The 23270-nt window shown below is 69.1% G+C and carries 20 protein-coding genes; 12 read left to right on the forward strand and 8 right to left on the reverse strand.

Translation table 11 applies throughout. The annotated features are described in order from the left end of the window. Position 1 precedes the first annotated feature (1 nt). Positions 2-502, reverse strand: a complete 501-nt coding sequence (locus A5680_RS22870; protein WP_067823500.1) for a homocitrate synthase — start codon at positions 500-502, stop codon at positions 2-4. A gap of 291 nt (positions 503-793) precedes the next feature. Between A5680_RS22870 and A5680_RS22875 the strand changes: the two genes are divergently transcribed. Next, positions 794-979, forward strand: coding sequence for a hypothetical protein (locus A5680_RS22875; RefSeq protein WP_055403359.1), 186 nt, complete (start codon positions 794-796; stop codon positions 977-979). A gap of 46 nt (positions 980-1025) precedes the next feature. Here A5680_RS22875 and A5680_RS22880 read toward each other — a convergent pair whose 3' ends face one another. The 3 genes from A5680_RS22880 to A5680_RS22890 form a co-directional block, all read right to left on the reverse strand. After that, positions 1026-2009 carry a sensor histidine kinase gene (locus tag A5680_RS22880; RefSeq protein ID WP_067823668.1) on the reverse strand — a complete coding sequence of 328 codons (984 nt, stop codon included), beginning with the start codon at positions 2007-2009 and terminating at the stop codon, positions 1026-1028. A 107-nt stretch (positions 2010-2116) separates the two neighbouring features. Continuing rightward, on the reverse strand, positions 2117-3547 hold the full coding sequence (locus tag A5680_RS22885) for a FadR/GntR family transcriptional regulator (RefSeq protein ID WP_067823503.1): 1431 nt from the start codon (positions 3545-3547) through the stop codon (positions 2117-2119). Between the two features lie 33 nt (positions 3548-3580). Beyond that, positions 3581-4774 (reverse strand): thiolase family protein, encoded by a 1194-nt coding sequence (locus tag A5680_RS22890; RefSeq protein WP_067823506.1) that lies wholly within the window; start codon positions 4772-4774, stop codon positions 3581-3583. A 59-nt stretch (positions 4775-4833) separates the two neighbouring features. Here A5680_RS22890 and A5680_RS22895 point away from each other — a divergent pair, with 59 nt between their 5' ends. Continuing rightward, positions 4834-5169, forward strand: coding sequence for a Zn-ribbon domain-containing OB-fold protein (locus tag A5680_RS22895; protein ID WP_067823509.1), 336 nt, complete (start codon positions 4834-4836; stop codon positions 5167-5169). 12 nt (positions 5170-5181) lie between these two features. Here the strand turns inward: A5680_RS22895 and A5680_RS22900 are convergent, their stop codons facing one another. Together A5680_RS22900 and A5680_RS22905 are read right to left on the reverse strand one after the other, a co-directional pair. Beyond that, positions 5182-7347, reverse strand: coding sequence for an acyl-CoA dehydrogenase (locus tag A5680_RS22900; RefSeq protein ID WP_067823511.1), 2166 nt, complete (start codon positions 7345-7347; stop codon positions 5182-5184). Between the two features lie 109 nt (positions 7348-7456). After that, on the reverse strand, positions 7457-8215 hold the full coding sequence (locus A5680_RS22905; RefSeq protein ID WP_055403340.1) for an SDR family NAD(P)-dependent oxidoreductase: 759 nt from the start codon (positions 8213-8215) through the stop codon (positions 7457-7459). 120 nt (positions 8216-8335) lie between these two features. Here A5680_RS22905 and A5680_RS22910 point away from each other — a divergent pair, with 120 nt between their 5' ends. From A5680_RS22910 to A5680_RS22925, 4 genes are read left to right on the forward strand one after another with little or no spacing between them, the layout of a single operon-like run. Then, positions 8336-9868 carry an ATP-dependent DNA ligase gene (locus tag A5680_RS22910; protein ID WP_067823671.1) on the forward strand — a complete coding sequence of 511 codons (1533 nt, stop codon included), beginning with the start codon at positions 8336-8338 and terminating at the stop codon, positions 9866-9868. A 42-nt stretch (positions 9869-9910) separates the two neighbouring features. Further along, the gene (locus A5680_RS22915; RefSeq protein ID WP_055403339.1) at positions 9911-12175 is read left to right on the forward strand and encodes a carbon starvation CstA family protein; all 2265 of its coding nucleotides are present in this window, start codon (positions 9911-9913) and stop codon (positions 12173-12175) included. Between the two features lie 9 nt (positions 12176-12184). Continuing rightward, positions 12185-13708: an Hsp70 family protein gene (locus tag A5680_RS22920; protein WP_067823514.1), complete on the forward strand. Its 1524-nt coding sequence runs from the start codon at positions 12185-12187 to the stop codon at positions 13706-13708. A 6-nt stretch (positions 13709-13714) separates the two neighbouring features. Next, a complete protein-coding gene (locus A5680_RS22925) occupies positions 13715-14380 on the forward strand; it encodes a nitroreductase family protein (protein WP_369827706.1) in 666 nt (221 codons plus the stop codon). 15 nt (positions 14381-14395) lie between these two features. Here the strand turns inward: A5680_RS22925 and A5680_RS22930 are convergent, their stop codons facing one another. After that, positions 14396-14812, reverse strand: a complete 417-nt coding sequence (locus A5680_RS22930) for a cyclic nucleotide-binding domain-containing protein (RefSeq protein WP_197499831.1) — start codon at positions 14810-14812, stop codon at positions 14396-14398. 237 nt (positions 14813-15049) lie between these two features. On the opposite strand from A5680_RS22930, the gene A5680_RS22935 reads away from it, so the two are divergent. Together A5680_RS22935 and adhE are read left to right on the forward strand one after the other, a co-directional pair. Beyond that, on the forward strand, positions 15050-15880 hold the full coding sequence (locus A5680_RS22935) for an oxidoreductase (RefSeq protein ID WP_067823519.1): 831 nt from the start codon (positions 15050-15052) through the stop codon (positions 15878-15880). A 115-nt stretch (positions 15881-15995) separates the two neighbouring features. After that, a complete protein-coding gene (adhE, locus tag A5680_RS22940; RefSeq protein WP_067823522.1) occupies positions 15996-18611 on the forward strand; it encodes a bifunctional acetaldehyde-CoA/alcohol dehydrogenase in 2616 nt (871 codons plus the stop codon). 3 nt (positions 18612-18614) lie between these two features. Here the strand turns inward: adhE and A5680_RS22945 are convergent, their stop codons facing one another. Then, on the reverse strand, positions 18615-19571 hold the full coding sequence (locus tag A5680_RS22945; RefSeq protein ID WP_055404802.1) for an LLM class F420-dependent oxidoreductase: 957 nt from the start codon (positions 19569-19571) through the stop codon (positions 18615-18617). 143 nt (positions 19572-19714) lie between these two features. Here A5680_RS22945 and A5680_RS25495 point away from each other — a divergent pair, with 143 nt between their 5' ends. The 4 genes from A5680_RS25495 to A5680_RS22960 are packed head-to-tail and all read left to right on the forward strand — an operon-like array spanning position 19715 to position 23183. Next, positions 19715-19954: a hypothetical protein gene (locus A5680_RS25495; RefSeq protein WP_082970468.1), complete on the forward strand. Its 240-nt coding sequence runs from the start codon at positions 19715-19717 to the stop codon at positions 19952-19954. After that, a complete protein-coding gene (locus A5680_RS22950; RefSeq protein WP_067823525.1) occupies positions 19951-20733 on the forward strand; it encodes an enoyl-CoA hydratase/isomerase family protein in 783 nt (260 codons plus the stop codon). The genes A5680_RS25495 and A5680_RS22950 overlap by 4 nt, the downstream gene beginning before the upstream one ends. Further along, the gene (locus A5680_RS22955) at positions 20730-21878 is read left to right on the forward strand and encodes a CaiB/BaiF CoA-transferase family protein (RefSeq protein ID WP_067823677.1); all 1149 of its coding nucleotides are present in this window, start codon (positions 20730-20732) and stop codon (positions 21876-21878) included. The genes A5680_RS22950 and A5680_RS22955 overlap by 4 nt, the downstream gene beginning before the upstream one ends. After that, complete coding sequence (locus A5680_RS22960) at positions 21879-23183, forward strand: acyl-CoA dehydrogenase family protein (RefSeq protein WP_067823528.1); 1305 nt, start codon at positions 21879-21881, stop codon at positions 23181-23183. Positions 23184-23270 lie beyond the last annotated feature (87 nt).

Below are 23270 nucleotides of genomic sequence, written 5' to 3' on the forward strand. Positions count from 1 at the left end.
ATCAGCCGATCAACCGGTTCGCGCAGGCGATCATCGCGCGCAGGGCCGACTCCGTCGGATCGTCGGAGAAACCCACGGCCCACTCGTCGCGGGCGCCGTCGCCGCCGCGGACGAACGTCGCGGTGCGCCCACCGGATTGCATCTGATGAAAGTTGAGGATTTCCACCGGGATTCCGCGCTCGTGCAGCATCGCGCCGAGGGCCGCGATGGGACCGCACGCCGCGGCGGTCGAGGTTGCGATGCGGTCACCCACGGCGATGACGGCCCGGAAGTTGCGGGCGTGCGGACCCACCCGCCGGTCGGTGTCGGTGCACTCCCACGTGCCCAGCCGGACGGGTCCCGCCGGGCCGTACGTCGCGACGAATCGCTCCCAGGTCATCGCGCCCGCCCGCTCCCGCAGACCCCGGGGCAGCGCGGCGCCGAACTGCCGGGCGAACCACACCGTGGCGAGGCATTGGCTGGCTGAAATGCTGGAGGGGTCGAGCCGCTCGGGGATAGTCATGTGCCGGTCTTCTTCGGTCGAATCCAGTGACCGACGGCGGTAGCTTCCGACCCACAGCGGGGGGTCGGTCTAGGTCAGACCCCGCTGCGGGTGCTAGCTACTACCACGCGATCGAGAAGACGCACGAGGCCCGACATTAGCCGCACACCCGCCTGACGTGCAAGTTCCGCGGATAAAACAAGTCGGCAAAACGTTGGTTTACGCGTGTGCAACAGGGGGTATGAAGCGGAGGCGACAGTCATTCAACGGCTGTGCAATTACCCCTTACACATGGATGAAAGAAGGCTCATCATGAAGGCGAAGGGCACCAGGAAAAACCTCAAAGCTGCCGCGGCGGCCGCCGGGGTCGCCGCGGTGTTACTACTCCCGACCGGATGCGCGTCGGCCGCGGCCGGCAGCGGCGGCCTTGTCGGCGGCACCACCGGTGGCACGGTCGGCGGGATCGTGGGCGGCATTACTGGCGGCCTCGGCCTTTAACTGATTACGTCGAGCAGCCCTCGGGTCTCCCGGGGGCTGCTTGCGTTCAACCCGTCGGCCCCGCCGACGCGTCGAAGCGGAGATACGCCTGGATGGTCGTGCCGCTGGGGGTGGTGTAGGTGCGCACCAGATCCGAAATGGCGTTGACCAGGTACAGGCCCCGGCTGGCGGGGCCGCAGGGACCCGGGTCCAGCCGGCCGACCAACGGATCGTCGAAGCATCCGGTGTCCCGCGCCTCGCACACCAGATAACCGTCGTCGCGCCAGAAGGCGAGCTGGCAGGCGCCGTCGGTGTACATCAAGCTGTTGCTGGCCAGCTCGGTGGCCACCAATTGCAGGTCCTCGATCCCGTCCTGGGACAACCCGATCCAGCCGGCGTAGTCGACCGCGAAGGACCGCGCGGGGCTGAGGTCCGTGGACTTGCTGACCGTGTAGGTCACGGCGCCCGGGTTGGCGGGCAGCGGCCGGTTGCAGCGCCGCAGGGCGGCGTCGGGGGCGTAGTCGGGGCTGCGTTGCAGCGCACCACCGCGCAGAAGCAGGGGATGCGTGGCCCGGGCGTCGGCCAGCACCTCGTCGGCAAGCCGGCTCCCGTCGTAGAGACATAGATTGGTCGCCTGGTAGCCGTCCATCGCCCCGTTGACCAACGCCTCGTGTTCCACGCAGGCGACCAATTCCTCGCCGCTGCGGCCGGGCCAGGCGAGTTGACTGACGATCCGCACCCGCCGGTCGGGATGGTCGTCGACGAAGGCGCCCTCCATCGCCATGAACCGGCTCGGGTTGCGGGCCTCCTCGGTGACGTCGACCGTCTGCACTTCATGCGGCAAGCCGCCGTCGGCCGCCATCGCGTCGTGCAGCAACGCCAGCTTGTCGGACGGCACCGCGACCAGTACCGCCTCGCCGGCCGCCAACCCGTCGCCGATGAAGCGGGTCACCGCATCCAGATACTCCTGCTGGGATTGGTAAATAAGCGCGGAGTGGACGAAGCCGATCTGGGTGCCCGCCATCACTCCGGCACTCTCACTTTCGATCACGAATGCCAACCCCCTGCTGGACCGGCCGTTAACTTTCTCCCTCCTCAGTACCCCCGAGAAGCCTTCGATATACCGAGCTACAGATCACATCCCGGACTCAGTACGTGTCACAGCCACCAGGAGGCGGCGGCATCCAGATGACGGCGAACGCGATAGCGGGCCAGGCTCTCGTCGCCCGCCTCGATCGCGTCCGCGATCCGCAGGTGCGCGTGGTGGACCGCAAGGACGTCGGCCCAGGTCGGCGGCGCCTGCCCGGTGCTCGACCAGTGCCGGCGGAACAGCTCGACGATGATGCGCAGGAACAGGTCGAGCAGCGTGTTGCCGGCCAGCTGGGCCAGTCCGATGTGGAACCGGAACTCTTCGGCCGCCGCGGCGCCCAGATCGCCGGGTGTTTCGGAGACCTCGGACCGGTGGGCGGTCAGGAACGCGGCCACCTCGGATTCGCCGCGCCGCTTGACCACCTTGGCGACGTTGTCGATCTCGATGGCGTCCCGGACGCAGCGCAGGTCTTCCCGGCTCGGATCGCGGTACTGCAGGTACAAGGCGACGGTGTCGATGCTGGCTTGCGCCTGGGGTTGAGCGATGACGAGGCCACCGCCCGGTCCGCGGCGCATGTGCGCGATCGAGTGGTATTCGAGCAGCCGGACCGCCTCGCGAAACACCGCCCGGCTCACCCGGTATCGCTCCAGTAGGGCCGCCTCCGTGCCGAGGACGGAACCGACCCGCCAGCCGTCGGCGGCGATGTCGTCGCCGATCGTGACCGCCAGCATCTCCGCGAGTTTGCCGCGGGGCGCCTCAATGTTCAGCGGCCGCCGCTTGCGCCGCCGGCTCGCGGTGCCGGGGTGATGGTGCTGCAGCCAGGCCGTCACGGCCTCGACGTGGCGTTCGGACAGCGTTTTTGCCCGCGCCGGGTCGCCGGAGGTGACGGCCTCGACGATCTCGGAGTGATCGACGTGCATCCGGTCGACCGCCTCGATGGCCTCGGTGGCCGTGTTTGTTCGCGACTGCAGGGCGTAGCGGGTGGTGAGCCGCATCAGCACGTCGATAAACAGTTGCAGCACCGGGTTTTTCGATTGCTCGGCCAGGGCGATGTGGAACTCGTCGCGCGGCGTCGGCAGCCCCGGCTGCCATTCTTCTTCGCCCCGCAACACCGCCCGCAGCCGCGCGATGCCCGCCTCGTCGATCCGCTCCGCGGCCAGCGACGCGGCCAACGGTTCGAGCACCAAGCGCGCGTTGAGCAGGTCACCCAGCGTGGTGCCCAGATACTCGAGATAGATGACGACGGCGCGAGTGGCGGGGCCCGCGTCGGGCTCGCAGATGATCAGCCCGCCGCCCGGCCCACGCCGCATCCGTGCCACCTGATGGTGTTCGACCAGCCGGACAGCCTCCCGCAGCACCGAGCGGCTAACCCCGAATCGCTCCTGCAAGGCGTGTTCGGAACCCAGCGATTCCCCGGTGGCCCAGCCGCGGCGGACGATGTCGGCCTCGAGCTCGCGCGCGATCTTCGACGCCAGCTTGTTCGCCAGGCCGGTGCTCATGTCAGGACCAATAACGTATCGGCGCAACAATTTTCAGCATGTGAGCAACATGCAGCCGGCGACGGGCCCGCCTCCCACGGACACCACGCCGACCTCCGGGCGACGCGAAACCTGCCGCTCCCCCGCCTCGCCGCGCAACTGCAGACACCCCTCGTGCAGCGCCCAGTAGCCGTGCATGCGCCCGGCCGACAGCTGACCGCCGTAGGTGTTCAGGGGCAGCAACCCGTCGCGGGCGATCCGCGCGCCACCCTCGACGAAGGGCCCCGCCTCGCCGTCGCCGCAGACTCCCAGGGCCTCCAGCCATGCGAGGGTCAGATAGGTGAACCCGTCGTACAGCTCGGCGACCTCGAGATCCGACGGCTTGAGGTCGGTGCGCGACCACATCTGCGCCGCCGCGTCCGACATCGCCATCTTCGGGTAGTCGTCCCGGTGAAACCAGCCGCCGGCGCCGTCGGACCCACCGATCGCCTCCACCGCGACCGCGCGGTGCGGGCAGTCGCGCGCGTACTCGGCGTGCGAAACCACCACCGCGATCGAGCCGTCGATCGGGACGTCGCAGTCCAGCAGCCCGAACGGGGTGGAAACCGGCCGCGCGCTGAGGTAGTCGGCCATGGTCATCGGGTCGCGGTACACAGCGCGCGGATTCAACGCGGCATTGCGCCTGCCGTTGAGGGCCACCCAGCCGAGCTGTTGCTTGGTGGTGCCGTACAGCTCCATGTGGCGCCGGCAGTTGAGCGCCAGCCAGTTCGCGGCGGAGTACGCGTTCGCGGCGACGAGGTCATTGACGTCGTCCATCGCGCCGACGGCGGGGCGGTCGGCGCCCTCGGGCGCCTCGAACATCCGCGCAAGGGGCGGCGCGGGCGCGTTCTCCTGCGGCTTCACCGGGACGGTGCCCCCGAGCATCTGGATCGTCCGGTACACCACCACGTGGCGGGCGCGCCGCTCGGCGACCGCGCGGCAGGCCGACATCACCGGGCTGAGCAAGCCGCCGGTGCCGAAGCCCGAACCGCAATCCGCGGCCTCGATTCCCAGCTCGGCGTTGACCTCGCCTGCGGGGGTGTCACCCAGCGTTGCGATGCCGTCGATGTCGGAGGCGACCAGCCCGGCGTCCTCGACGGCGGCCCGCACCGCCTCCATGGTCAGGTCCAGGCCGGCGATGCCGGTGCGGCGGCCGATCCGGGAGATGCCGATGCCGGACAGAATCGCGTCCTTTTCGAAATGCGTCATGCCCACCGCCCGTCAGCCCATAGCCCCGCATCGAATCAATTGAGTGTACTGTATTCGTCGTGCCGGACGAGCCGCTGCTCATCGAATACTGCGCCGACTGCGCGCGTTGGGTGCATCCGCCTGCCGGCGTGTGCCGCACGTGTGGCGGAAAGCTGGCCGCGCGGCCCGTTTCCGGGCGGGGAGCGGTCTTCACGTACACGGTGAACCACCACCCGTACAACCCGGAACTGCCCGTCCCGTATGTGATCGCCATCGTCGAACTCGCCGAACAACAGGGCCTGCGGGTGGCGGCCAACATCGTTGGCTGCGAACCCGATTCGGTCAAGTGCGGGATGCCCGTCGAACTGCAGCCGGAAACGGGCAGCGGCGGGGCGCCGCTGTTCACGCCGGCCTGAGCCTCGACCGGGCTAGTTGATCAGCGGGTCGCGCGGCATGCCGAGAATCCGCTCGGCGATCTGGTTGCGGGTGACCTCCGAGGTGCCCCCCGCGATCGCCATGCCACGGGCTCCCATCGTCAGCCGGCCGACCACCGCGGCGGGGCCGTCCATCAGCGCGACCTCCGGCCCCGACAGCGCCGCCCAGATCGCGGCGCCGTCCACCATGTGCTCGGCCAGCTTGAGCTTGGTGATGTTGCCCTCCGGACCGGGCCCCGCCCCCTCGACGCTGCGCGCGGCGCGCCGCAGGTTCAGCAGCCGCAGGGCGTGATCGTCGGCGAGGAAGGACCCGATCCGAATCGGCGCCCCGGCCAAGCGATCTGACTGCTGCGAAGCGAGCTGCACCAGCGTGGCCGCCAGGCCCTCGTAGAACGATCCGCTGCCGCCGATGCTGACCCGCTCGTTGCCCAGGGTCGCGCGGGCCACGGTCCACCCGGAGTTGGGCGCGCCGACGACATCCTCGTCGGGGACGAACACGTCGTTGAAGAACACCTCGTTGAATTCCGAGCCGCCGGTGATCTGCCGCAACGGCCGCACCTCGACGCCCGGGCCCTTCATGTCGATGATCACGGTCGTGATGCCGGCGTGCTTGGGGGCATCCGGGTCGGTGCGCACGGTGGCCAGGCCGCGTGCGCAGTATTGCGCCCCGCTGGTCCACACCTTCTGCCCGTTGATCTTCCAGCCGCCGTCGACCCGAACGGCGCGGGTCTTGACCGACGCCGCGTCGGAGCCGGCCTCGGGTTCGGAGAACAGCTGGCACCAGATCTCTTCCTGGCGGAGCGCCTTCTCCACGAATCTTTCGATCTGCCAATCGGTTCCGTGCTGGATCAGGGTCAAGATCACCCAGCCGGTGATGGAGTAGTCGGGCCGCTTGATGCCGGCCGCGCGGAACTCCTCCTCGATGACCAACTGCTCCACCGCGTCGGCGGCCCGACCCCAGGGCTTGGGCCAGTGCGGCATGACGTAGCCCGTCTCGATCAGTTTGTCCCGTTGCGCCTCTTTGTCCAGCTTGGCGATCTCGGCGGCGTCGGCGTGGATGCGGGTGCGCAGTTCCTCCGCCTCGGGCGGCAGGTCCAAACTGTTCTCCCGCTTGGCGCCGGCGGCGGTGCGCTCGAAGACATCCCGGGCCGGCGCGTCACCGCCGAACAGCGCCGCGATCACCAGCGCGCGGCGCAGGTGCAGATGCGCGTCGTGCTCCCAGGTGAAACCGATGCCGCCGTGCACCTGGATGTTCAGCTCGGCGTTGCGCGCATAGGCGGGAAACGCCAGGGCCGCCGCCACCCCGGCGACCAGTTGGAACTGGTCCTCGTCCTCGCTCGCCGCGCGCGAGGCGTCCCACACCGCGGCGATCGCCGACTCGGCGGACACCAGCATGTTCGCGCAATGATGCTTGACCGCTTGGAAAGTCGCGATGGTCCGGCCGAACTGCTGGCGCACCTTGGCGTAGTCCACGGCGGCCTCCACGCAGTCCGCGGCGCCGCCCACCGCCTCGGCGGCCAGCAGCGTGCGGGCCCGGGCCAGCGCCGCGGCCCGGGCACCCGTCAGGATGTCGTCGGCGCCGACGTCCACGTTTTCGAGACGGACGCGACCGGACCGCCGGGTCGGGTCGAAGTTGTCCGGCACCTGCACCGTCACGCCGGCGCGGCCGCGCTCCAGCACGAGCACGTCCTCGCCCGCGGCGACCAGCAGCAGCTCGGCCAGCCCGGCGCCCAGCACGATCCCGGCGTCGCCGTCGGCGACCCCGTTCTTGAGCTGCACATTGCCGTCCAGGCCGATCCCCGCGGTGATGGTCCCGTCGATCAACCCGGGCAACAGGCGCGACTTCTGTTCGGCGCTACCGTCTTTGGCGAGCACCGCCGAGGCGATCACGGTCGGCACGAACGGGCCCGGCGCCACGGCGCGGCCGAGTTCTTCGACCACCACCACGAGTTCGGGCAGGCCGAAGCCGGAGCCGCCGTGCTCCTCGTCGATGTGCAGGCCCAGCCACCCCAGTTCGACGAGGTTCTGCCAGAACGGCGGCCGGGATTCCTCGGCGGCGTCGAGCAGGGACCGCGCCGCCCAACGGGCCTTCTGCGAGGTCAGGAACGCGCGGGCGACATCGGCGAGTTCGCGGTGGTCGTCGGTCAGTGCGATACCCATGAGGGGCCCTCCTCGCTACCGGCTGGGTAGCCTGCCCCGCTTCGAGGGGAAGCGGGGCGGCTGCCTAAAGAGTGTACTTAATGCGGGGCGGGCGGCTTGTGGGGGTGGCCTACTTGGGCGCGAACCGCTGGCCGGCGTCCAGCCGCAGGCACTGGCCGTTGAGCATCGGGTTGTCCACGATGGCCGCCGCCAGCTTGGCGTACTCGATCGGCCGGCCGAGGCGCTTGGGGAAGGCCGCGTCCTTGGTGAGCGCCGACGCGAATTCGTCCGGGATGCCCTGGGTCAGGCCGGTGGCGAACAGGCTCGGCGCGATCGCCAGCACCCGGATGCCCAGCGAGCCCAGGTCGCGCGCCATGGTCAGGCACATGCCCGCGACGCCCGCCTTGGCGGCGGTGTAGGCGACCTGCCCGATCTGGCCCTCGAAGGCCGCGATCGAGGCGGTGTTGATGATGACGCCGCGCTCCTCGTCCTCGGGCTCGTTCTTGGCCATGTGGGCGGCGGCCAGCCGGCTGATGTTGAAGGTGGCGATCAGGTTGAGGTCGATGACGGATTGGAAGGATTCGAGGTCGTGCGGGCCGGATTTGGTCATCGTCCGCTTGGCGATGCCGCCGCCGGCGGTGGTGATGATGACGTGCAGGCCGCCCAGCTTGTCGACGGCGGTCTGCAGCGTCTCCTCGGTGCCGGTGAAGTCGGTGACGTCAACCGGGTAGAACGCGCCCTTGACGCCCTCGGCGACCGTCTTGCCGTCGGAGCCCTCGCGGTCGAGGATCGCGACCTGCGCCCCGCGCTCGGCCAGCAGCTCCGCCGAGGCGCGACCCATCCCCGACGCGCCGCCGATGACGACGACCTTCTTTCCGTTGATCTCCATCCGGGCCTCTCCTTGTGGGTTGTCAGATTCCTAGCAATCTGTAACGTTAGGTAGCACGCTAGCGTGTCCGCCCCCGAGGGTTGACCCCGCCTTGTCGGTGAGCCGTGACAAGCTGATTTGGTGCTCCTTGTCGACGTGGCGACGACGTCGCTTGACGTGGGCGGAACGTCGTCGCGGCTGAGCAAGGTCGCCCACATCGCCGACCTCTTGCGCCGCGCCGCCGACGACCCCGACGGCGGCGTCGCGATCGTGGTCTCCTGGCTCTCCGGTGAGCTGCGGCAGCGCCAGATCGGGGTCGGCTGGGCGTCGTTGCGGTCCCGCCCGCCACCGGCGCCGCATCCGACGTTGACCGTTACCGGGGTGGACGCCCGCTTCTTCCAGATCGGGGCGGTGTCGGGCAAAGGGTCGCAGGCCCGGCGCGCCGAGCTGATCGCCGACCTGTTCGCCGCCGCGACGGAAGCCGAGCAGGCGTTTCTGCTGCGGCTGCTCGGCGGGGAGCTACGCCAGGGGGCGCTGGCCGGGATCATGGCCGACGCGGTGGCCAAGGCCGCCGGCATCCCGGTCGCGTCGGTGCAACGGGCCGCGATGCTGGGCGGAGACCTGCCCGCCGTCGCGGCGGCGGCCTTGGGTACCGGGGCGCCGGGCCTGGAGGCGTTCACCCTGCGGGTCGGCCGGCCGGTCGGGCCGATGCTGGCGCAGACCGCCACCGGGGTAGCCGACGCGCTCGAGAGGCACGGCGGGACAACGATTTTCGAGGCGAAGCTGGACGGCGCCCGGGTGCAGATCCACCGGTCCGGCGACGACGTCACCGTCTACACGCGCAGCCTCGACGACGTCACCGCCCGCCTGCCCGAGGTGGTAGAGGCGACGCTGGCGCTGCCGGTGCGCGACCTCATCGCCGACGGCGAGGCGATCGCGCTGCGGCCCGACAACTCACCACACCGCTTCCAGGTCACCGCGTCGCGGTTCGGCCGATCGGTCGATGTGGCCAAAGCCCGTGCGGCGCAGCCGCTCTCGGTGTTCTTCTTCGACATCCTGCATCGCGACGGCGTCGACCTGCTCGACGCGCCGACCACCGAGCGGCTGGCGGACCTGGACGCGCTGGTGCCGGCCGCGCAGCGGGTGGATCGGCTGCTCACCGCGGACCCGGAGACGGCGGCCGGATTCCTGGACGCGACGCTGGCCGCCGGCCACGAGGGCGTCCTGGCCAAGGCGCCGGACGCGCCGTACCAGGCGGGCCGCCGCGGCGCGGGCTGGCTGAAGGTCAAGCCCGTGCACACCCTGGACCTGGTGGTGCTCGCCGTCGAGTGGGGATCGGGGCGCCGAAGCGGCAAGCTGTCCAACATCCACCTCGGGGCGCGCGACCCGGCCACCGGTGAATTCGTCATGGTGGGAAAGACTTTCAAGGGCATGACCGACGCCATGCTGGACTGGCAGACCGCGCGGTTCAGCGAACTCGCCGTCGATGGGACGGACTCCTACGTCGTGCGGCTGCGGCCCGAGCAGGTGGTCGAGATCGCGCTGGACGGGGTCCAGAAATCCTCGCGCTATCCCGGCGGTGTCGCGCTGCGGTTCGCCCGGGTGGTGCGCTACCGCGACGACAAAAGCCCGGCCGAGGCGGACACCATCGATGCCGTGCGCGCGCTGTATTGACAAAGCACGCGCAATTCGTTTCCCGGGCGTAGGGTTTCGGCCGTGGCAGTCAAGGAGCAGGACAAAGACGTCAGCTACATCCACACCGACAACGACCTGCCGCCCGTCGCGATCGTCGACCGCTCCCCCATCACCGCCCGGCACAAGATCGTGTTCGGGGTCATCGCCGTGCTCGGCGCCGTCGCGTGGGCCAGCATCGCGTTCGCCCGCGGCGAGACGGTGAACGCGGTCTGGTTCGTGGTCGCGGCGATCTGCACCTACATCATCGGCTACCGGTTCTACGCCCGGCTGATCGAAATGAAGATCGTTCGCCCGCGCGACGATCACGCCACCCCGGCCGAGGTGCTCGACGACGGCACCGACTACGTGCCCACCGACCGGCGCGTGCTGTTCGGGCATCATTTCGCCGCCATCGCCGGGGCCGGGCCGCTGGTCGGCCCGGTGCTGGCCACCCAGATGGGTTACCTGCCGGGCAGCATCTGGATCATCCTCGGCGCGGTGTTCGGCGGCTGCGTGCAGGACTACCTGGTGCTGTGGATCTCCACCCGCCGCCGGGGCCGTTCCCTGGGCCAGATGGCCCGCGACGAGCTGGGCGCGGTGGGCGGGGCGGCCGCCCTGCTCGGGGTCCTGGTGATCATGGTGATCCTGATCGCGGTGCTGGCCCTGATCGTGGTCAAGGCGTTGGCCGAAAGCCCCTGGGGCGTGTTCTCCATCGCCATGACCATTCCCATCGCCCTGTTCATGGGGATCTACCTGCGGTTCCTGCGCCCCGGGCGGGTGTCGGAGGTCTCGGTGATCGGGTTCGCGCTGCTGCTGGCCGCGGTGGCGTCCGGCAACTGGGTCGCCGAAACACCTTGGGGCGCATCCTGGTTCACGCTGTCCCCGGTGACGTTGTGCTGGTGCCTGATCGTCTACGGTTTCGCCGCATCGGTGTTGCCGGTGTGGTTGCTGCTGGCGCCGCGCGACTACCTGTCCACGTTCATGAAAGTCGGCGCCATCGCGCTGCTCGCGGTCGGCATCTGCATCGCGCGGCCGGTCATGCAGGCGCCCGCGATCTCGCAGTTCGCCACCAAGGGCAACGGTCCGGTGTTCGCCGGCTCGCTGTTCCCGTTCCTGTTCATCACCATCGCGTGCGGCGCCCTGTCGGGATTCCACTCGCTGATCTCGTCCGGGACGACGCCCAAGCTGCTGGAGAAGGAAGGCCAGATGCGGCTGATCGGCTACGGCGGCATGATCACCGAGTCGTTCGTCGCCGTCATGGCGCTGATCACCGCGTCGATCATCAACCAGCATCTCTACTTCACGATCAACGCGCCGGCCGCGCAGACCGGCGCCACCGCGGCCCGCGCCGCGGACTACGTCAACTCACTCGGACTGCACGGCCCCCCGGCCACCGCCGACCAGATCGGCCAGGCCGCCGCCAGCGTCGGCGAAAAGTCGATCGTGTCGCGCACCGGCGGGGCCCCGACACTCGCCTGGGGAATGTCCGAGGTGCTGCAGCGGGTGTTCGGCGGCGCCGGGCTGAAGTCCTTCTGGTATCACTTCGCGATCATGTTCGAGGCGCTGTTCATCCTGACCACCCTCGACGCGGGCACCCGGGTCAACCGCTTCATGCTGTCCGACACGCTGGGCAACCTGGGCGGCCCGCTGACCAAGCTGCGCAACCCGAGTTGGCGGCCCGGCGTGTGGATCTGCAGCCTGGCGGTCGTCGCCGCCTGGGGCAGCACCCTGCTGATGGGCGTGACCGATCCGCTGGGCGGCATCAACACGCTGTTCCCGCTGTTCGGTATCGCCAACCAGCTCCTGGCCGGCATCGCGCTGACCGTCATCACCGTGGTGGTGATCAAGAAGGGCCTGCTGAGATGGGCGTGGATTCCGGGGGTTCCGCTGCTGTGGGACCTGGCGGTCACGCTGACCGCGTCCTGGCAGAAGATCTTCTCCGGGGATCCCGCGGTCGGCTACTGGACTCAACACGCCCAGTACTCGGCGGCGCAGCGGGCCGGCAAAACCGCGTTCGGCGCGGCCAAGAATCCCCATCAGCTGGACGAGGTCATCAGGAACACCTTCATCCAGGGCACCCTGTCCATCGTCTTTGCGCTGGTGGTTCTCATCGTCTTCGTCGCGGGAGTTGTGGTCGCGGCCAGGGCAATTCGTGGCGGCGGGCGTCCGCTGACCGAGGAGGACCCGGTGCCCTCGAAGCGGTTCGCGCCCTCGGGCCTGGTCCCCACGGCCGCCGAACGCGCGTTGCAGAGACGATGGGACGCGCCGGGCGAAAAGGTCGTGTCGAACTCCCCGGCACGGTCCTAAACTTGCGCGATGAGAGTCGGCATCGACTTTGGCACCACACACACCGTCGTTGCGGCCGTCGACCGAGGCAACTATCCCGTCATCTCGTTTGACGGCGTCGACGCGTGGCCGTCGATCGTCGCGGCCAACGCGGCCGGGGAGTTGCGGTTCGGCGCGCAGGCCGCCGCCGTCCGCCACGACCCGGCGTGGTCGGTGTTGCGCTCGTTCAAACGTCTGCTCAACGACGCCGGGCCGCAGACCGAGGTGGCCCTCGCGGGCCGCCGCCATCGGCTGGCCGACCTGCTCGCCGGTTTTCTCGCCCAGCTGAAAAGCGACCTGCTGCGCCGCTCCAACGCCAGCCTCACCGCCACCGAATCGATCGAGGCCGCCATCAGCGTGCCGGCCAACGCCTCGAGCGCCCAACGCCTGCTGACACTGGACGCCTTCGTCGCGGCGGGATTCGACGTCGTGGCCCTGCTCAACGAGCCGTCGGCGGCGAGTCTGGAGTACGCGCATCGGTACCGCTCCACCATCACCGCCAAACGGGAGTACGTCCTCATCTACGACCTGGGCGGGGGCACCTTCGACGCCTCGCTGCTCAAGATGACCGGGCACGCGAACGAGGTCGTCATCAGCGAGGGCATTCAGCGCCTCGGCGGCGACGACTTCGACGAAGCGGTCGCGGACCTGGTCCTGGCGCGCTCGCAGCTGACCGGGGTCGGCGCCGCGGGCCGCGAGTTGCTGCGGGAGGAGTGCGCCGCCCGCAAGGAGGCCGTCGGGCCACAGACCCGCCGCTTCCTGGTGGACCTCACCGGGGTCGACGGCACCGACCGACCCCCGTTTTCCTGCCCGGTCGACGACGTCTATGCGGTGTGCGCGCCGCTCGTCGACAAGACCATGGAGCTGCTCGGGCGCGTGCTGCACACCCCGGGCGGGGGCGACGTGACGTGGTCGGAGGTCGCCGGCATCTACGTCGTCGGCGGAGCCGGCAGCTTCCCGCTGGTATCGCGGATGCTGCGCACCGCCTTCGGCGACAAGCGGGTGAAACGCTCGCCGCATCCGTTCGCGGCCACCGCGATCGGCCTGGCGGTGTTCCTGGACAAGGAGTCCGATTTCGCACTGTCCGAACGCTTCTCGCGCAACTTCGGGGTCTTCCGCGAGGCCGAGGCCGGCGCCGGCGTCGTTTTCGACCCGATCGTGTGCAAGGACGTATCCCTGCCGTCCGACGGGCGCACCCCGCTGGTGGTGAAGCGCAGCTACCGCGCGGCGCACAACATCGGCCACTTCCGGTTCGTGGAATGCAGCCGCCTGGTCAACGGCCGGCCGGACGGCGACGTGACGCCCTACGATCCGGTCCTCTTCCCCTTCGATCCGGCGCTGCGCGATCGCGACGACCTCGGGCGCCAGCCGGTCGGCCGCTGGCGGGACGGGCCCGACGTGGAGGAGCGTTACGTCATCGCCCCCAGCGGCGCGGTGGAAGTCACCCTGACGACGCAGCCGGCCGGTTTCGAGCGCACCTTCCGCCTTCAGCGGCGCGCGTCCGCGAGCGCGTGACGCGCCGTGGAGCTGTACGACGTCATGCGAACGACTTTCGCGGCGCGCGAATTCACCGACGACCCGGTGCCCGACGAGGTCCTGGGCCGCATCTTCGACAACGCGCGCTTCGCCCCCAGCGGCGGTAACCGGCAGGGCGCCCACGTCACCGTGGTGCGCGACGCGGACGCCCGTCGCCGGCTCGCCGAGCTGGGAAAGGCCGCTGCCCGCCGCTACTTCGCGCAGCTGCAGGCGGGCGAAAACCCTTGGAACTCAGTGCATCCCAGCTCGGTGCCGCAGCAGGCCATCGACCAGACGGACATTCCGGACACGTTCGTCGCGCCGATCGCCAATGCGCCCGTCGTCCTTGTGGTTTCGGTCGACCTGACCGTCGTCGCCGCCATCGATCAGGATCTGGATCGGGTCGGCCTGGCCGGCGGCGCATCGGTATACCCGCTCATCTGGAACATCCTGCTGGCCGCCCGCAACGAGGGGTACGGCGGCACCATCACGACGATGGCCATCGCGGCCGAGGAGCGAGTCCGTGAATTGCTGGGCATCCCGGATCAGCACGCGGTCGTCGCGGTCGTGCCGCTCGGCAAACCCGTGCAGCAGCTTAGGAAGCTGCGCCGCCGCCCGGTCGCGGAGTTCGTCACCCGCGACCGCTTTGACGGTCCGGCATTCGAGGGCTAACGGGCCGGTCGGTCCCTATGCGATGACATCGGCATAAATGTCCAGGAGCCGGAACCTTGCCGCGTCGAGATACTCTCCCAGAATCGCGATCACCCGCTTCTGCAGCTCGTATCCCAGTTCGTGGTCCTCTTCGCACTTGCCGCGCAGGCAGTTGCCGTCGAAACCGATGGCGCGCGTCGCTACGACGGCGCGGGCGTCGAACCGCGAGTTGTACGGCGGCACCAACCACGACCAGCCGAGGATGCCTCCGGCTTCGAGTGTCTGAACCGTCAAGCCGCCACGGCCCGGGACCGGGGTTTCGAGCGCGATCCTGCCGGCGCGGATGAGGTAGAAGTGATCAGCGGGATAGCCCTCGCGGAAGATCAACTCGCCCGCGGCGAAGCGCAGGTTTGCCGCACAGCCAACCGCCCACTGCAAATAGCGCGGGTCCATCCCGCCGAAGAACGGGTGTCTGGACAGAACGCCTTCTAGCGTCCTCACTGCCTGTTTCCTTCACCGGAGCCAATCAACTGCTTGAGAAGGACGATAGTTGCCTGCCGGGCGCCTGACCACCCCCGTACGATGTTTCGTGATCCCCGCGATTTCCCGACGAGGGATGTAGTCGACGCGCCATAGTCTGACAACACATTTCACGGTGCTGGTGCCGTCTCGGCGAGAGGAACTACGCCCATGGCCACGTGGCTCATCACCGGCTGCTCGACCGGACTCGGTCGCGCGCTGGCCCAAGCGGTCATCGGCTCCGGGCACAACGCGGTGGTCACCGCCCGCGACGCCGCGAAGGTCGCCGATCTCGTGGACGCGGCCCCGGACCGGGCGCTGGCCCTCACCCTTGACGTCACCGACCCGGCGCACGTCGCCTCGGCCGTGCGGCAAGCCGACGACCGGTTCGGCGGCGTCGACGTGCTCGTCAACAACGCGGGCTACGGCTACCGCGCCGCGATCGAGGAGGGTGACGACGCCGAGGTGCGCACCCTGTTCGACACGCACTTCTTCGGTTCCGTCGCGATGATCAAGGCCGTCTTGCCCGGCATGCGGGCGCGCCGCAGCGGCGCGATCGTCAACATCTCCTCGATCGGCGCAACGGTGACCCCGGTGGGGTCCGGCTACTACGCGGCGGCCAAGGCCGCGATCGAGGGCATGAGCGGCGCCCTGCGCGGTGAGCTTGCGCCACTGGGCATTTCGGTGACCGTCGTCGAGCCCGGCGCGTTCCGCACCGATTTCGCCGGCCGATCGCTCATCCAGTCGGCCACCGTCATCGACGACTACGCCGACACCGCCGGAAAGCGCCGCAAGGAAAACGACACGATGCACGGCAACCAGGCCGGCGACCCCGCCAAGGCCGCCGCCGCGATCATCGCGGCCGTCGAATCCGCCGAGCCCCCCGGCTTTTTGCTGCTCGGCCCCGACGCGCTGGCCCTCTATCGCCACGTCGCGGACGCGCGGGCGACCGAGATCGCGAACTGGGAAGAGCTGACCAGCGGCACTAACTTCGGGCCGTAACGGGCCGGCAGTCAACCCGTTGAGGGCCTTTCAGCCCTACTTGGCCTCGAGGCGGCCGGCTTAGCATCGGCTCATTCTGCAGGCCTTATTGTCCCTAACCAGCCGGAACGCCATCATGACCACTACGCAAACCCCGCCCGCCCCCGCCCTCGGAACACCCGCGCTTGCCGACGAGCGCAGGCAGGAAGTCGACGCGATCGTCGACGCGGCGGCGCAGGCGGCCCGAGAATTCCGCAAGCTCGACCAGCAGCAGGTCGACGCCATCGTCGAGGCAATGGTGCGCGCCGGGGTGCGTGCCGCCGGGGAACTGGCGAGTGTCGCGATCGAAGAGACGGGATTCGGCGTCTTCGAGGACAAGGTCGTCAAGAACTACGTGGCCACCGAGTTCCTGCACGACTACCTGCGCGGCAAGAAATCGGTGGGAGTCATCGACGAGGACGTCGAAAACAACATCACCCATGTGGCCGAGCCGATCGGCGTCGTACTGGGCATCACCCCGGTCACCAACCCGACGTCGACAGTGCTGTTCAAGGCCATCGTGGCCGCCAAGACCCGCAACGCGATTCTGTTTCGGCCGTCACCGTACGCGGTCCGGTGCTGCGAACGCAGCCTCGAGATCCTCCGCACGGCGGCCGAGGCGGCCGGGATGCCCCCCGGGGCGCTGCAGGTCATTCCCGACGCCGCGCACGAGGTGACGCACTACCTGTTCAAGCATCCGAAGATCGATTTCATCTGGGTGACGGGCGGGCCGAAGATCGTCGCGCTGGCGAATTCGGCCGGAAAGCCCGGCCTGTCGGTGGGTCCGGGCAACGCGCCGATCTACGTTCACAAGACGGCGGACCTGAAGGGCGCGGTCGTCGACATCTTGATTTCGAAAACCTTTGACTCATCGGTCATTTGCCCCGCAGAGCAAACTTGCATCATCGACGATGAGGTATACGACGAAGCGATGGCCGAGTTCGAGCGGATGGGCGCCCGCGTGCTCACCGCCGCCGAGGCCACCGCGGTGGCGCAGTTCGCGTTTGGCTGCGGCGACAAGATCTCGCATGAGGCGGTCGGGCAGAAGGCGTCGGAGCTGGCCGCCCGAGCCGGTTTCAGCGTGTCGCCGGCGGTGAAGGTGCTGCTGGCCCAGCTCCCCGGCGACCTCGATGAGCTCGCGTCGCATCCCCTGTTGCAGGAGAAGCTGATGCCGGTGCTGGGGGTGGTGCGCGCGAGCAGTGTCCAGCACGCCATCGACGTGGCCGTTCTGGTCACCGAGCACGGGGGCCTGGGTCACACGTCGGCGGTGTACGCCAACGATGACGATGTCATCGAGGCATACGGTCTGGCGGTCCGCACGGGGCGCATTCTGGTCAACGCGCCCACCGCGGTCGGAGCCCTCGGCGGCGTCTACAACAACCTGACACCCACGTTCTCCTTGGGTTGCGGCACGTGGGGCGGGTCGAGCACGACGGAAAACGTCAACTATCGCCAACTGCTGAACATCAAGACGGTCTCGCGGCGCCGCACCCCGCCCCAATGGTTCCGGGTGCCGTCCAATACCTACTTCAACGAAGGTGCGCTGGACAATTTGCGCGAACTCGACTGTGACACCGTCGTGGTGGTCACCGACGCAGTGACCGAAGAGCGCGGCGTGATCGACCAGTTACGCGGCAAGTTGCGCGCCGAACACGTGCAGGTGTTCAGCGAGGTGACACCTGAGCCCGACGAGGCGACCATCCGGCGCGGTGTAACGTTGCTGCAACGCGTCCAACCCGATCTGCTGCTCGCCGTCGGCGGCGGCTCGGTTCTGGACGCCGGCAAGGCGATCCGGTTGTTCTACGAACACCCGGAGAAAAGCGTCGACGAGTTGACGATGCCCTTCCTCGACCCGCGCAAGCGCGTGGCCGACTATCCGGTCGACCGGCACGGTGTCCAATTGGTCGCGGTCCCCACGACATCCGGCACCGGGTCAGAAGTCTCGCCGGCGGCGGTGCTGACGGTGCGCGGCAAGAAGGAGACGCTGGTCGACTACAGCCTGGTGCCTGACCTCGCGATCGTCGACCCGATTCTCACCTCGTCCATGCCACAGACACTGACCGCCGACACGGGCATCGACGCGCTGACACACGCCCTGGAGGCTGCCGTCTCGATCTTCGCGTCGCCATATACGGACGCGTTGTGCGCCCAGGCGGCACGACTGATCTTCGACGCGTTGCCCGGCGCATACGATGACCCCGACGACCTGTCCGCGCGAACCGACATGTCCAACGCGGCAACCCTTGCCGGGCTTGCCTTCTCGAACGCATTCGTCGGGACGAATCATGCGCTCGCCCACGCCGTCGGCGCGAGGTTTCAGATCTCGCATGGCAGGGCCAACGGTGTCTTCCTGCCACACGTGCTGCGCTACAACGCCAGTCTGCCAAGCAAGTTCATGCCCGCGCCGGGATATTCCGCCTACGTGGCGCCGGACAAATACGCGCAGCTCGGTCAGCTGATCTTCGGCGGTCATGAGCCCGCCGAGTGCCGCGCTCGATTGCTTCAGGGAGTCGACGATCTGCTGAGCCGGCTGAACATGCCGCGCTCGCTGCGCGAGTGCGGCGTCGAGGAGGAGCAATTCCTGACGGCGCTGCCCGCGCTGGCGATGACGGCGTTCGAGGACCTCAGTAACCGCACAAACCCGCGGATGCCCCTGGTCAGCGAGATCACCGCGTTGCTTCGGGCGGGTTTCTACGGCGACGCCGAAGCCTGAGCGTCAGCCGCGCAGCTGCGGCAGCACATCGCGCTCGTACGCCGCGAAGAAGCCGTCCGTGTCCGGACCGATCTGCTGCACATACACCTCGTCGATGCCGGCGTCGATGTATTCGCGCACCTTCGCGGCATGCGTGTCGGGGTCGGGTCCGCAGGTGACCGCTTCGGCGACCTGGTCGGGCGTCACGAGCGACATCAACGCGGCGAAATCCTTGGGCCGCGGCAGGGTCTGCGCGGACTGCCCGGGCAGGGCGTCGTTGCCCCACAACCGATGCGCCACCTCGAGGGCCTTGTCCGCGTCCTGATCCCAACTGACCTTGGTGCCGGCCTGCACGGGTTTGTCGCCGCCGCCGGACTCCCTGAAGGTCTTGACGAGGTCGGCTTCGGGCGTCACCAGGACGAAGCCGTCGCCGATGCGCCCGGCCAGCTCGGCGCCCTGCGGTCCGAAGCCGGACACGTAGATGGGGACCGGCTGCTCGGGCCGCGTGTAGATGCGGGCCTCCTGCACCTCGTAATGCTTGCCGTGGTGGCTCACCTCGCCGCCGCGGTGCAGCAGGCGGATGACGTCGACCGCCTCCTCCAACATCTCCTGACGCACGCCCACCGACGGCCATGCGTCGCCGAGGATGTGCTCGTTCAGCGCCTCACCGCTGCCCACCCCGAGCACGAAGCGGCCGTCCAGTTGCACGGCCGCGGTGGCGGAGGCCTGGGCGACGATCGCTGGATGGGTCCGGATGGTCGGGCAGGTCACGGCGGTGCTGACGGGCAAGGACGTCACCTCCGACAGGGCGCCGATCACGCCCCACACGAACGGGCTCTGGCCCTGCTCGTCGTTCCAGGGGTGAAAGTGGTCGGAGATCCAGAGCCCGTCGAAACCCGCCGCCTCCGCACGCTTGGCCTGGTCGATGAGTTCCTTCGGGCCGTACTGCTCGCAGGACAGAAAGTATCCGATCTTGGTCATCGCGAAGGGTTACCCGCTGCGCGCGCCGTTATGCGCCGCCTTGCGCTGCGGCGCCAGGCGGGTTGCGGGCCAACGTTTTTCCGGTTCAGCCGCGACCGGAGCCGCACCGGCGCCGGCCCCACCGGAGAATAGCTTCAGCCAATTTGGAGAAGGTTGTTCTCCGAACCCGAGAGACGCATTACGATACCGGTGACCTGAGTTGGCCCGGGAGATGGGAGTCCGTCATCGACGCCTGGATTCTCGACGCGGTGCGCACGCCGCGCGGCCGAGGCCGCCCGGACGGTGGCCTGCACGCCGTGCACCCGCAGGCGTTGTTCGCCCGGTGCCTCACCATGTGCACCGGCGGCGGGATGGGCACGGCGACCATCATCGAGCGGGTGTGACCGTGCCGAGCACGCTGGAGCTGCAACGGCCGTGCGACGGGGTGGCCGTGTTGCGCCTGAACCGGCCGAAGCAACTCAACGCCATCAACGAGACGCTGCAAGCCGAATTGGGCCACGCCCTGGCCGATTTGGCCGCCGACCGCTCCGTGCGCGCGGTCGTGCTGACCGGCGCCGGGCGTGGTTTCTGCGCGGGGATCGACGTCCGCGACTTCGGCCCCTCCATGCTGGAGGCCACCGCGCCCGCGCTGGACCGGATGCGGTTCCAGGAACGGATGGCCGCCCTGGCGGAAGCCGTTCGCGCGCTGCCGCAGCCGGTCATCGCCGCGGTCAACGGGCCCTGCGTCGGGGCGGGCCTCGCGCTGTGCCTGGCGGCCGACATCCGAATCTGTTCGGCGGCCGCGTCTTTCGGTAACGCCGCCATCCTGCTGGGCCTCTCCGGCGCCGAGATGGGCATGAGCTACCACCTGCCGCGCATCGTCGGCACCAGCGTGGCCGCCGACTGGATGCTGACCGGCCGCACCGTGTCGGCCGGCGAAGCCGACCGGCGTGGCCTGGTCAGCGAGGTGATCGAACCGGATCGGTTGGCGGACCGGGCGGTCGAGCTGGCGTCGCTGATCGCGAGCCATTCCCCGCTGGGTGCACAACTGACCAAGCGCGCCCTGCAGGTCAACACCGACGCCGCCAGCCTGTCGGCGGCCCTGGAGCTGGAGAACCGCAACCAGGTGATCACGCACGCCACCGACGAGGCGGCCGAGCGCCGCAAGAAGTGGTCGTCGTGACCGGGCCGCTGCGCGGCGTGCGGATCGTCATGATGGGCGGCCTGGGTCCCGCCCCGTTCTGCGGAATGTTGTTGGGCGACTTGGGCGCCGACGTCGTCCGCATCGACGGTTTGCCGGGTGTGGACGGTCCGTTGCCCATCGATTACACGGTGCGGCGAAGCCAGCGGTCGCTCGCCGTCGACGTCAAGGATGCGCGGGGCAGGGAAATCGTTCATCGCCTGGTCGCCGACGCGGACGCCTTCGTCGACGTCTACCGGCCGGGGGTGGCCGAACGCCTCGGCATCGGCCCGGACGAGCTGTGTGAGCGCAATCCTCGCCTGGTGTATGCCCGCATGACCGGCTATGGGCAGGACGGGCCGCTGGCCGGCCACGCCGGTCACGACATCAACTACATCGCCCTGGCCGGTGCCCTGCACGGCATCGGCACCGCCGAATCGCCGGTGCCGCCACTGAATCTGGTCGGCGACTACGGCGGCGGCGGAATGCTGTTGGCCGTCGGCCTGCTCAGCGCCATCCTCGAGGCCCGCGAGTCCGGCACCGGCCAGGTGCTCGACGTCGCCATGGTCGACGGCGTCGCCACGCTGTTGGCGCCGTATTTCGGGATGGTGCCCGCCGGCACCTGGCGCGACCGGCGCCACGCCAATCTGCTCGACGGCGCTGCCCACTTCTACGGCGTGTACGCCACGGCCGACGGTGGCCACTTCGCGGTCGGCGCGATGGAGCCCAAGTTCTACGCGGAGCTGTGCGATCGGCTTGGCGTCGACGTGCCCCACGACGACGACGCGCCCGCGGCGTGGGCAGCGCACCGCGCGACACTGGCCGCCCGGTTCGCCGAGAAGCCGAGCCGGGAGTGGGAGCGGCTCCTCGATGCCCCGGGATGCTGTGCGACGCCGGTCCTTTCGCTATCCGAGGCGCCGCGGCATCCGCATCTTGCCGCGCGCAAGACGTTCATCGAGGTCGACGGCATCACCCAACCCGCGCCGGCGCCGCGGTTCTCCCGGACCCGGCCGCAGACCCCCACTTCGCCTTCGCTTCCCGGTGATCACACCGCCGCGCTGCTGCGCGAACTGGGGATGGACCCCCCGAAGATCACCGCGCTCGTCGAGGCGGGCGTCGTGGCCCAGAGCAACCGAGAGGGACGCTAGATGTCGTGGGACTTCTCCACCGACCCCGAGTGGGCGCAGCAACTGAAATGGGTCGAGGACTTCGTGCGCGAAGAGTGCGAGCCGATCGACTTGATCGTCAAGGAGTCTCACGACCTCAATGATCCGGTGCGCCAGGCGTTGATCCCGCCGCTACAGGAGATCGTCAAGGAGCGGGGCCTGTGGGCCACCCACCTCGGGCCGCACCTGGGCGGCCCCGGCTACGGTCAGGTCAAACTTGCTCTGCTCAACGAGATCCTGGGCCGCTCGGAGTGCGCTCCGATCGTCTTCGGCTCCCAGGCCCCCGACTCCGGCAACAGCGAAATCCTGGCGCACTACGGCTCCCCGGAACTCAAAGCCCGCTACCTGGAGCCGCTCCTGGACAACCGCATCGTGTCCTGCTTTTCAATGACCGAGCCGCAGGGCGGCGCCGACCCGAAGGTCTTCCGCACCACCGCGGTGCTCGACGGGAATCATTGGATCATCAACGGGGAGAAGTGGTTCTCGTCGTTCGCCTCGATGGCGTCGTTCATCATCGTGATGGCGATGACCGACCCCGACGCGCCGCCCTACCAACGCTATTCGATGTTCGTCGTGCCCGGGGACACCCCCGGCATCAACGTGCTGCGTGACGTCGGCCTGGGCTACCAGCCGCTGGGCGGCGGGCGCGAGGGCTACGTCCGGTACGAGAACGTCCGCGTGCCGACCGACCACATGCTTGGCCCGCGGGGTGGGGCGTTCGTCGTGGCGCAGACGCGCTTGGGCGGCGGGCGAATTCACCACGCGATGCGCACGGTCGGCCTGGTCCGCCGAATCTTCGACATGCTCTGCGAGCGGGCCGTGTCCCGGTACACGCAGGGTGAGATGCTGTCCAACAAGCAACTCGTCCAGGAGATGATCGCCGACTCCTGGATGGAGATCGAGGCCTTCCGCCTGCTGACCCTGCAAACCGCTTGGAAGATCGACCAATTCAACGACTATCACGCGGTGCGGGCGGACATCTCGGCGGTGAAGGCGATGATGCAGCAGGTGTTGCACGACGTGTCGTCGCGGGCGCTGCAGCTGCATGGATCGCTGGGCACCACGCACGAGATGCCGTTCGTGCAGTACCTGGTGGAGTCGTTCGTGCTCGGGCTTGCCGACGGCCCGACCGAGGTGCACAAGGTGACCCTGGCCCGTCTGCTGCTCAAAGACCGTGAGCCGGCGCCCGATCTGTTCCCGTCCGAACACTTGCTACGGTTGCGCGCGGCCGCCGAGGCCAAGTTCGCCGACCAGCTGGCCGGCATCCCCCGGCGTGGCGATCGCTAGCGCGGCGGAGCCGGGCGACGCGGGTCGCCACCATTGGCCCGTGGCGATCGCTAGCGCGGCGGAGCCGGGCGACGCGGGTCGCCACCA

Source organism: Mycobacterium sp. E2989 (assembly GCF_001667595.1).
Taxonomy (GTDB): domain Bacteria; phylum Actinomycetota; class Actinomycetes; order Mycobacteriales; family Mycobacteriaceae; genus Mycobacterium.

Coding starts and splice junctions, on each gene's coding strand:
- A5680_RS22870 (WP_067823500.1), bottom strand. CDS start 502: ATGACTATCCCCGAGCGGCTCGACCCCTCCAGCATTTCAGCCAGCCAA.
- A5680_RS22875 (WP_055403359.1), top strand. CDS start 794: ATGAAGGCGAAGGGCACCAGGAAAAACCTCAAAGCTGCCGCGGCGGCC.
- A5680_RS22885 (WP_067823503.1), bottom strand. CDS start 3,547: ATGAGCACCGGCCTGGCGAACAAGCTGGCGTCGAAGATCGCGCGCGAG.
- A5680_RS22890 (WP_067823506.1), bottom strand. CDS start 4,774: ATGACGCATTTCGAAAAGGACGCGATTCTGTCCGGCATCGGCATCTCC.
- A5680_RS22900 (WP_067823511.1), bottom strand. CDS start 7,347: ATGGGTATCGCACTGACCGACGACCACCGCGAACTCGCCGATGTCGCC.
- A5680_RS22905 (WP_055403340.1), bottom strand. CDS start 8,215: ATGGAGATCAACGGAAAGAAGGTCGTCGTCATCGGCGGCGCGTCGGGG.
- A5680_RS22920 (WP_067823514.1), top strand. CDS start 12,185: ATGAGAGTCGGCATCGACTTTGGCACCACACACACCGTCGTTGCGGCC.
- A5680_RS22930 (WP_197499831.1), bottom strand. CDS start 14,812: ATGGACCCGCGCTATTTGCAGTGGGCGGTTGGCTGTGCGGCAAACCTG.
- A5680_RS22935 (WP_067823519.1), top strand. CDS start 15,050: ATGGCCACGTGGCTCATCACCGGCTGCTCGACCGGACTCGGTCGCGCG.
- adhE (WP_067823522.1), top strand. CDS start 15,996: ATGACCACTACGCAAACCCCGCCCGCCCCCGCCCTCGGAACACCCGCG.
- A5680_RS22945 (WP_055404802.1), bottom strand. CDS start 19,571: ATGACCAAGATCGGATACTTTCTGTCCTGCGAGCAGTACGGCCCGAAG.
- A5680_RS22960 (WP_067823528.1), top strand. CDS start 21,879: ATGTCGTGGGACTTCTCCACCGACCCCGAGTGGGCGCAGCAACTGAAA.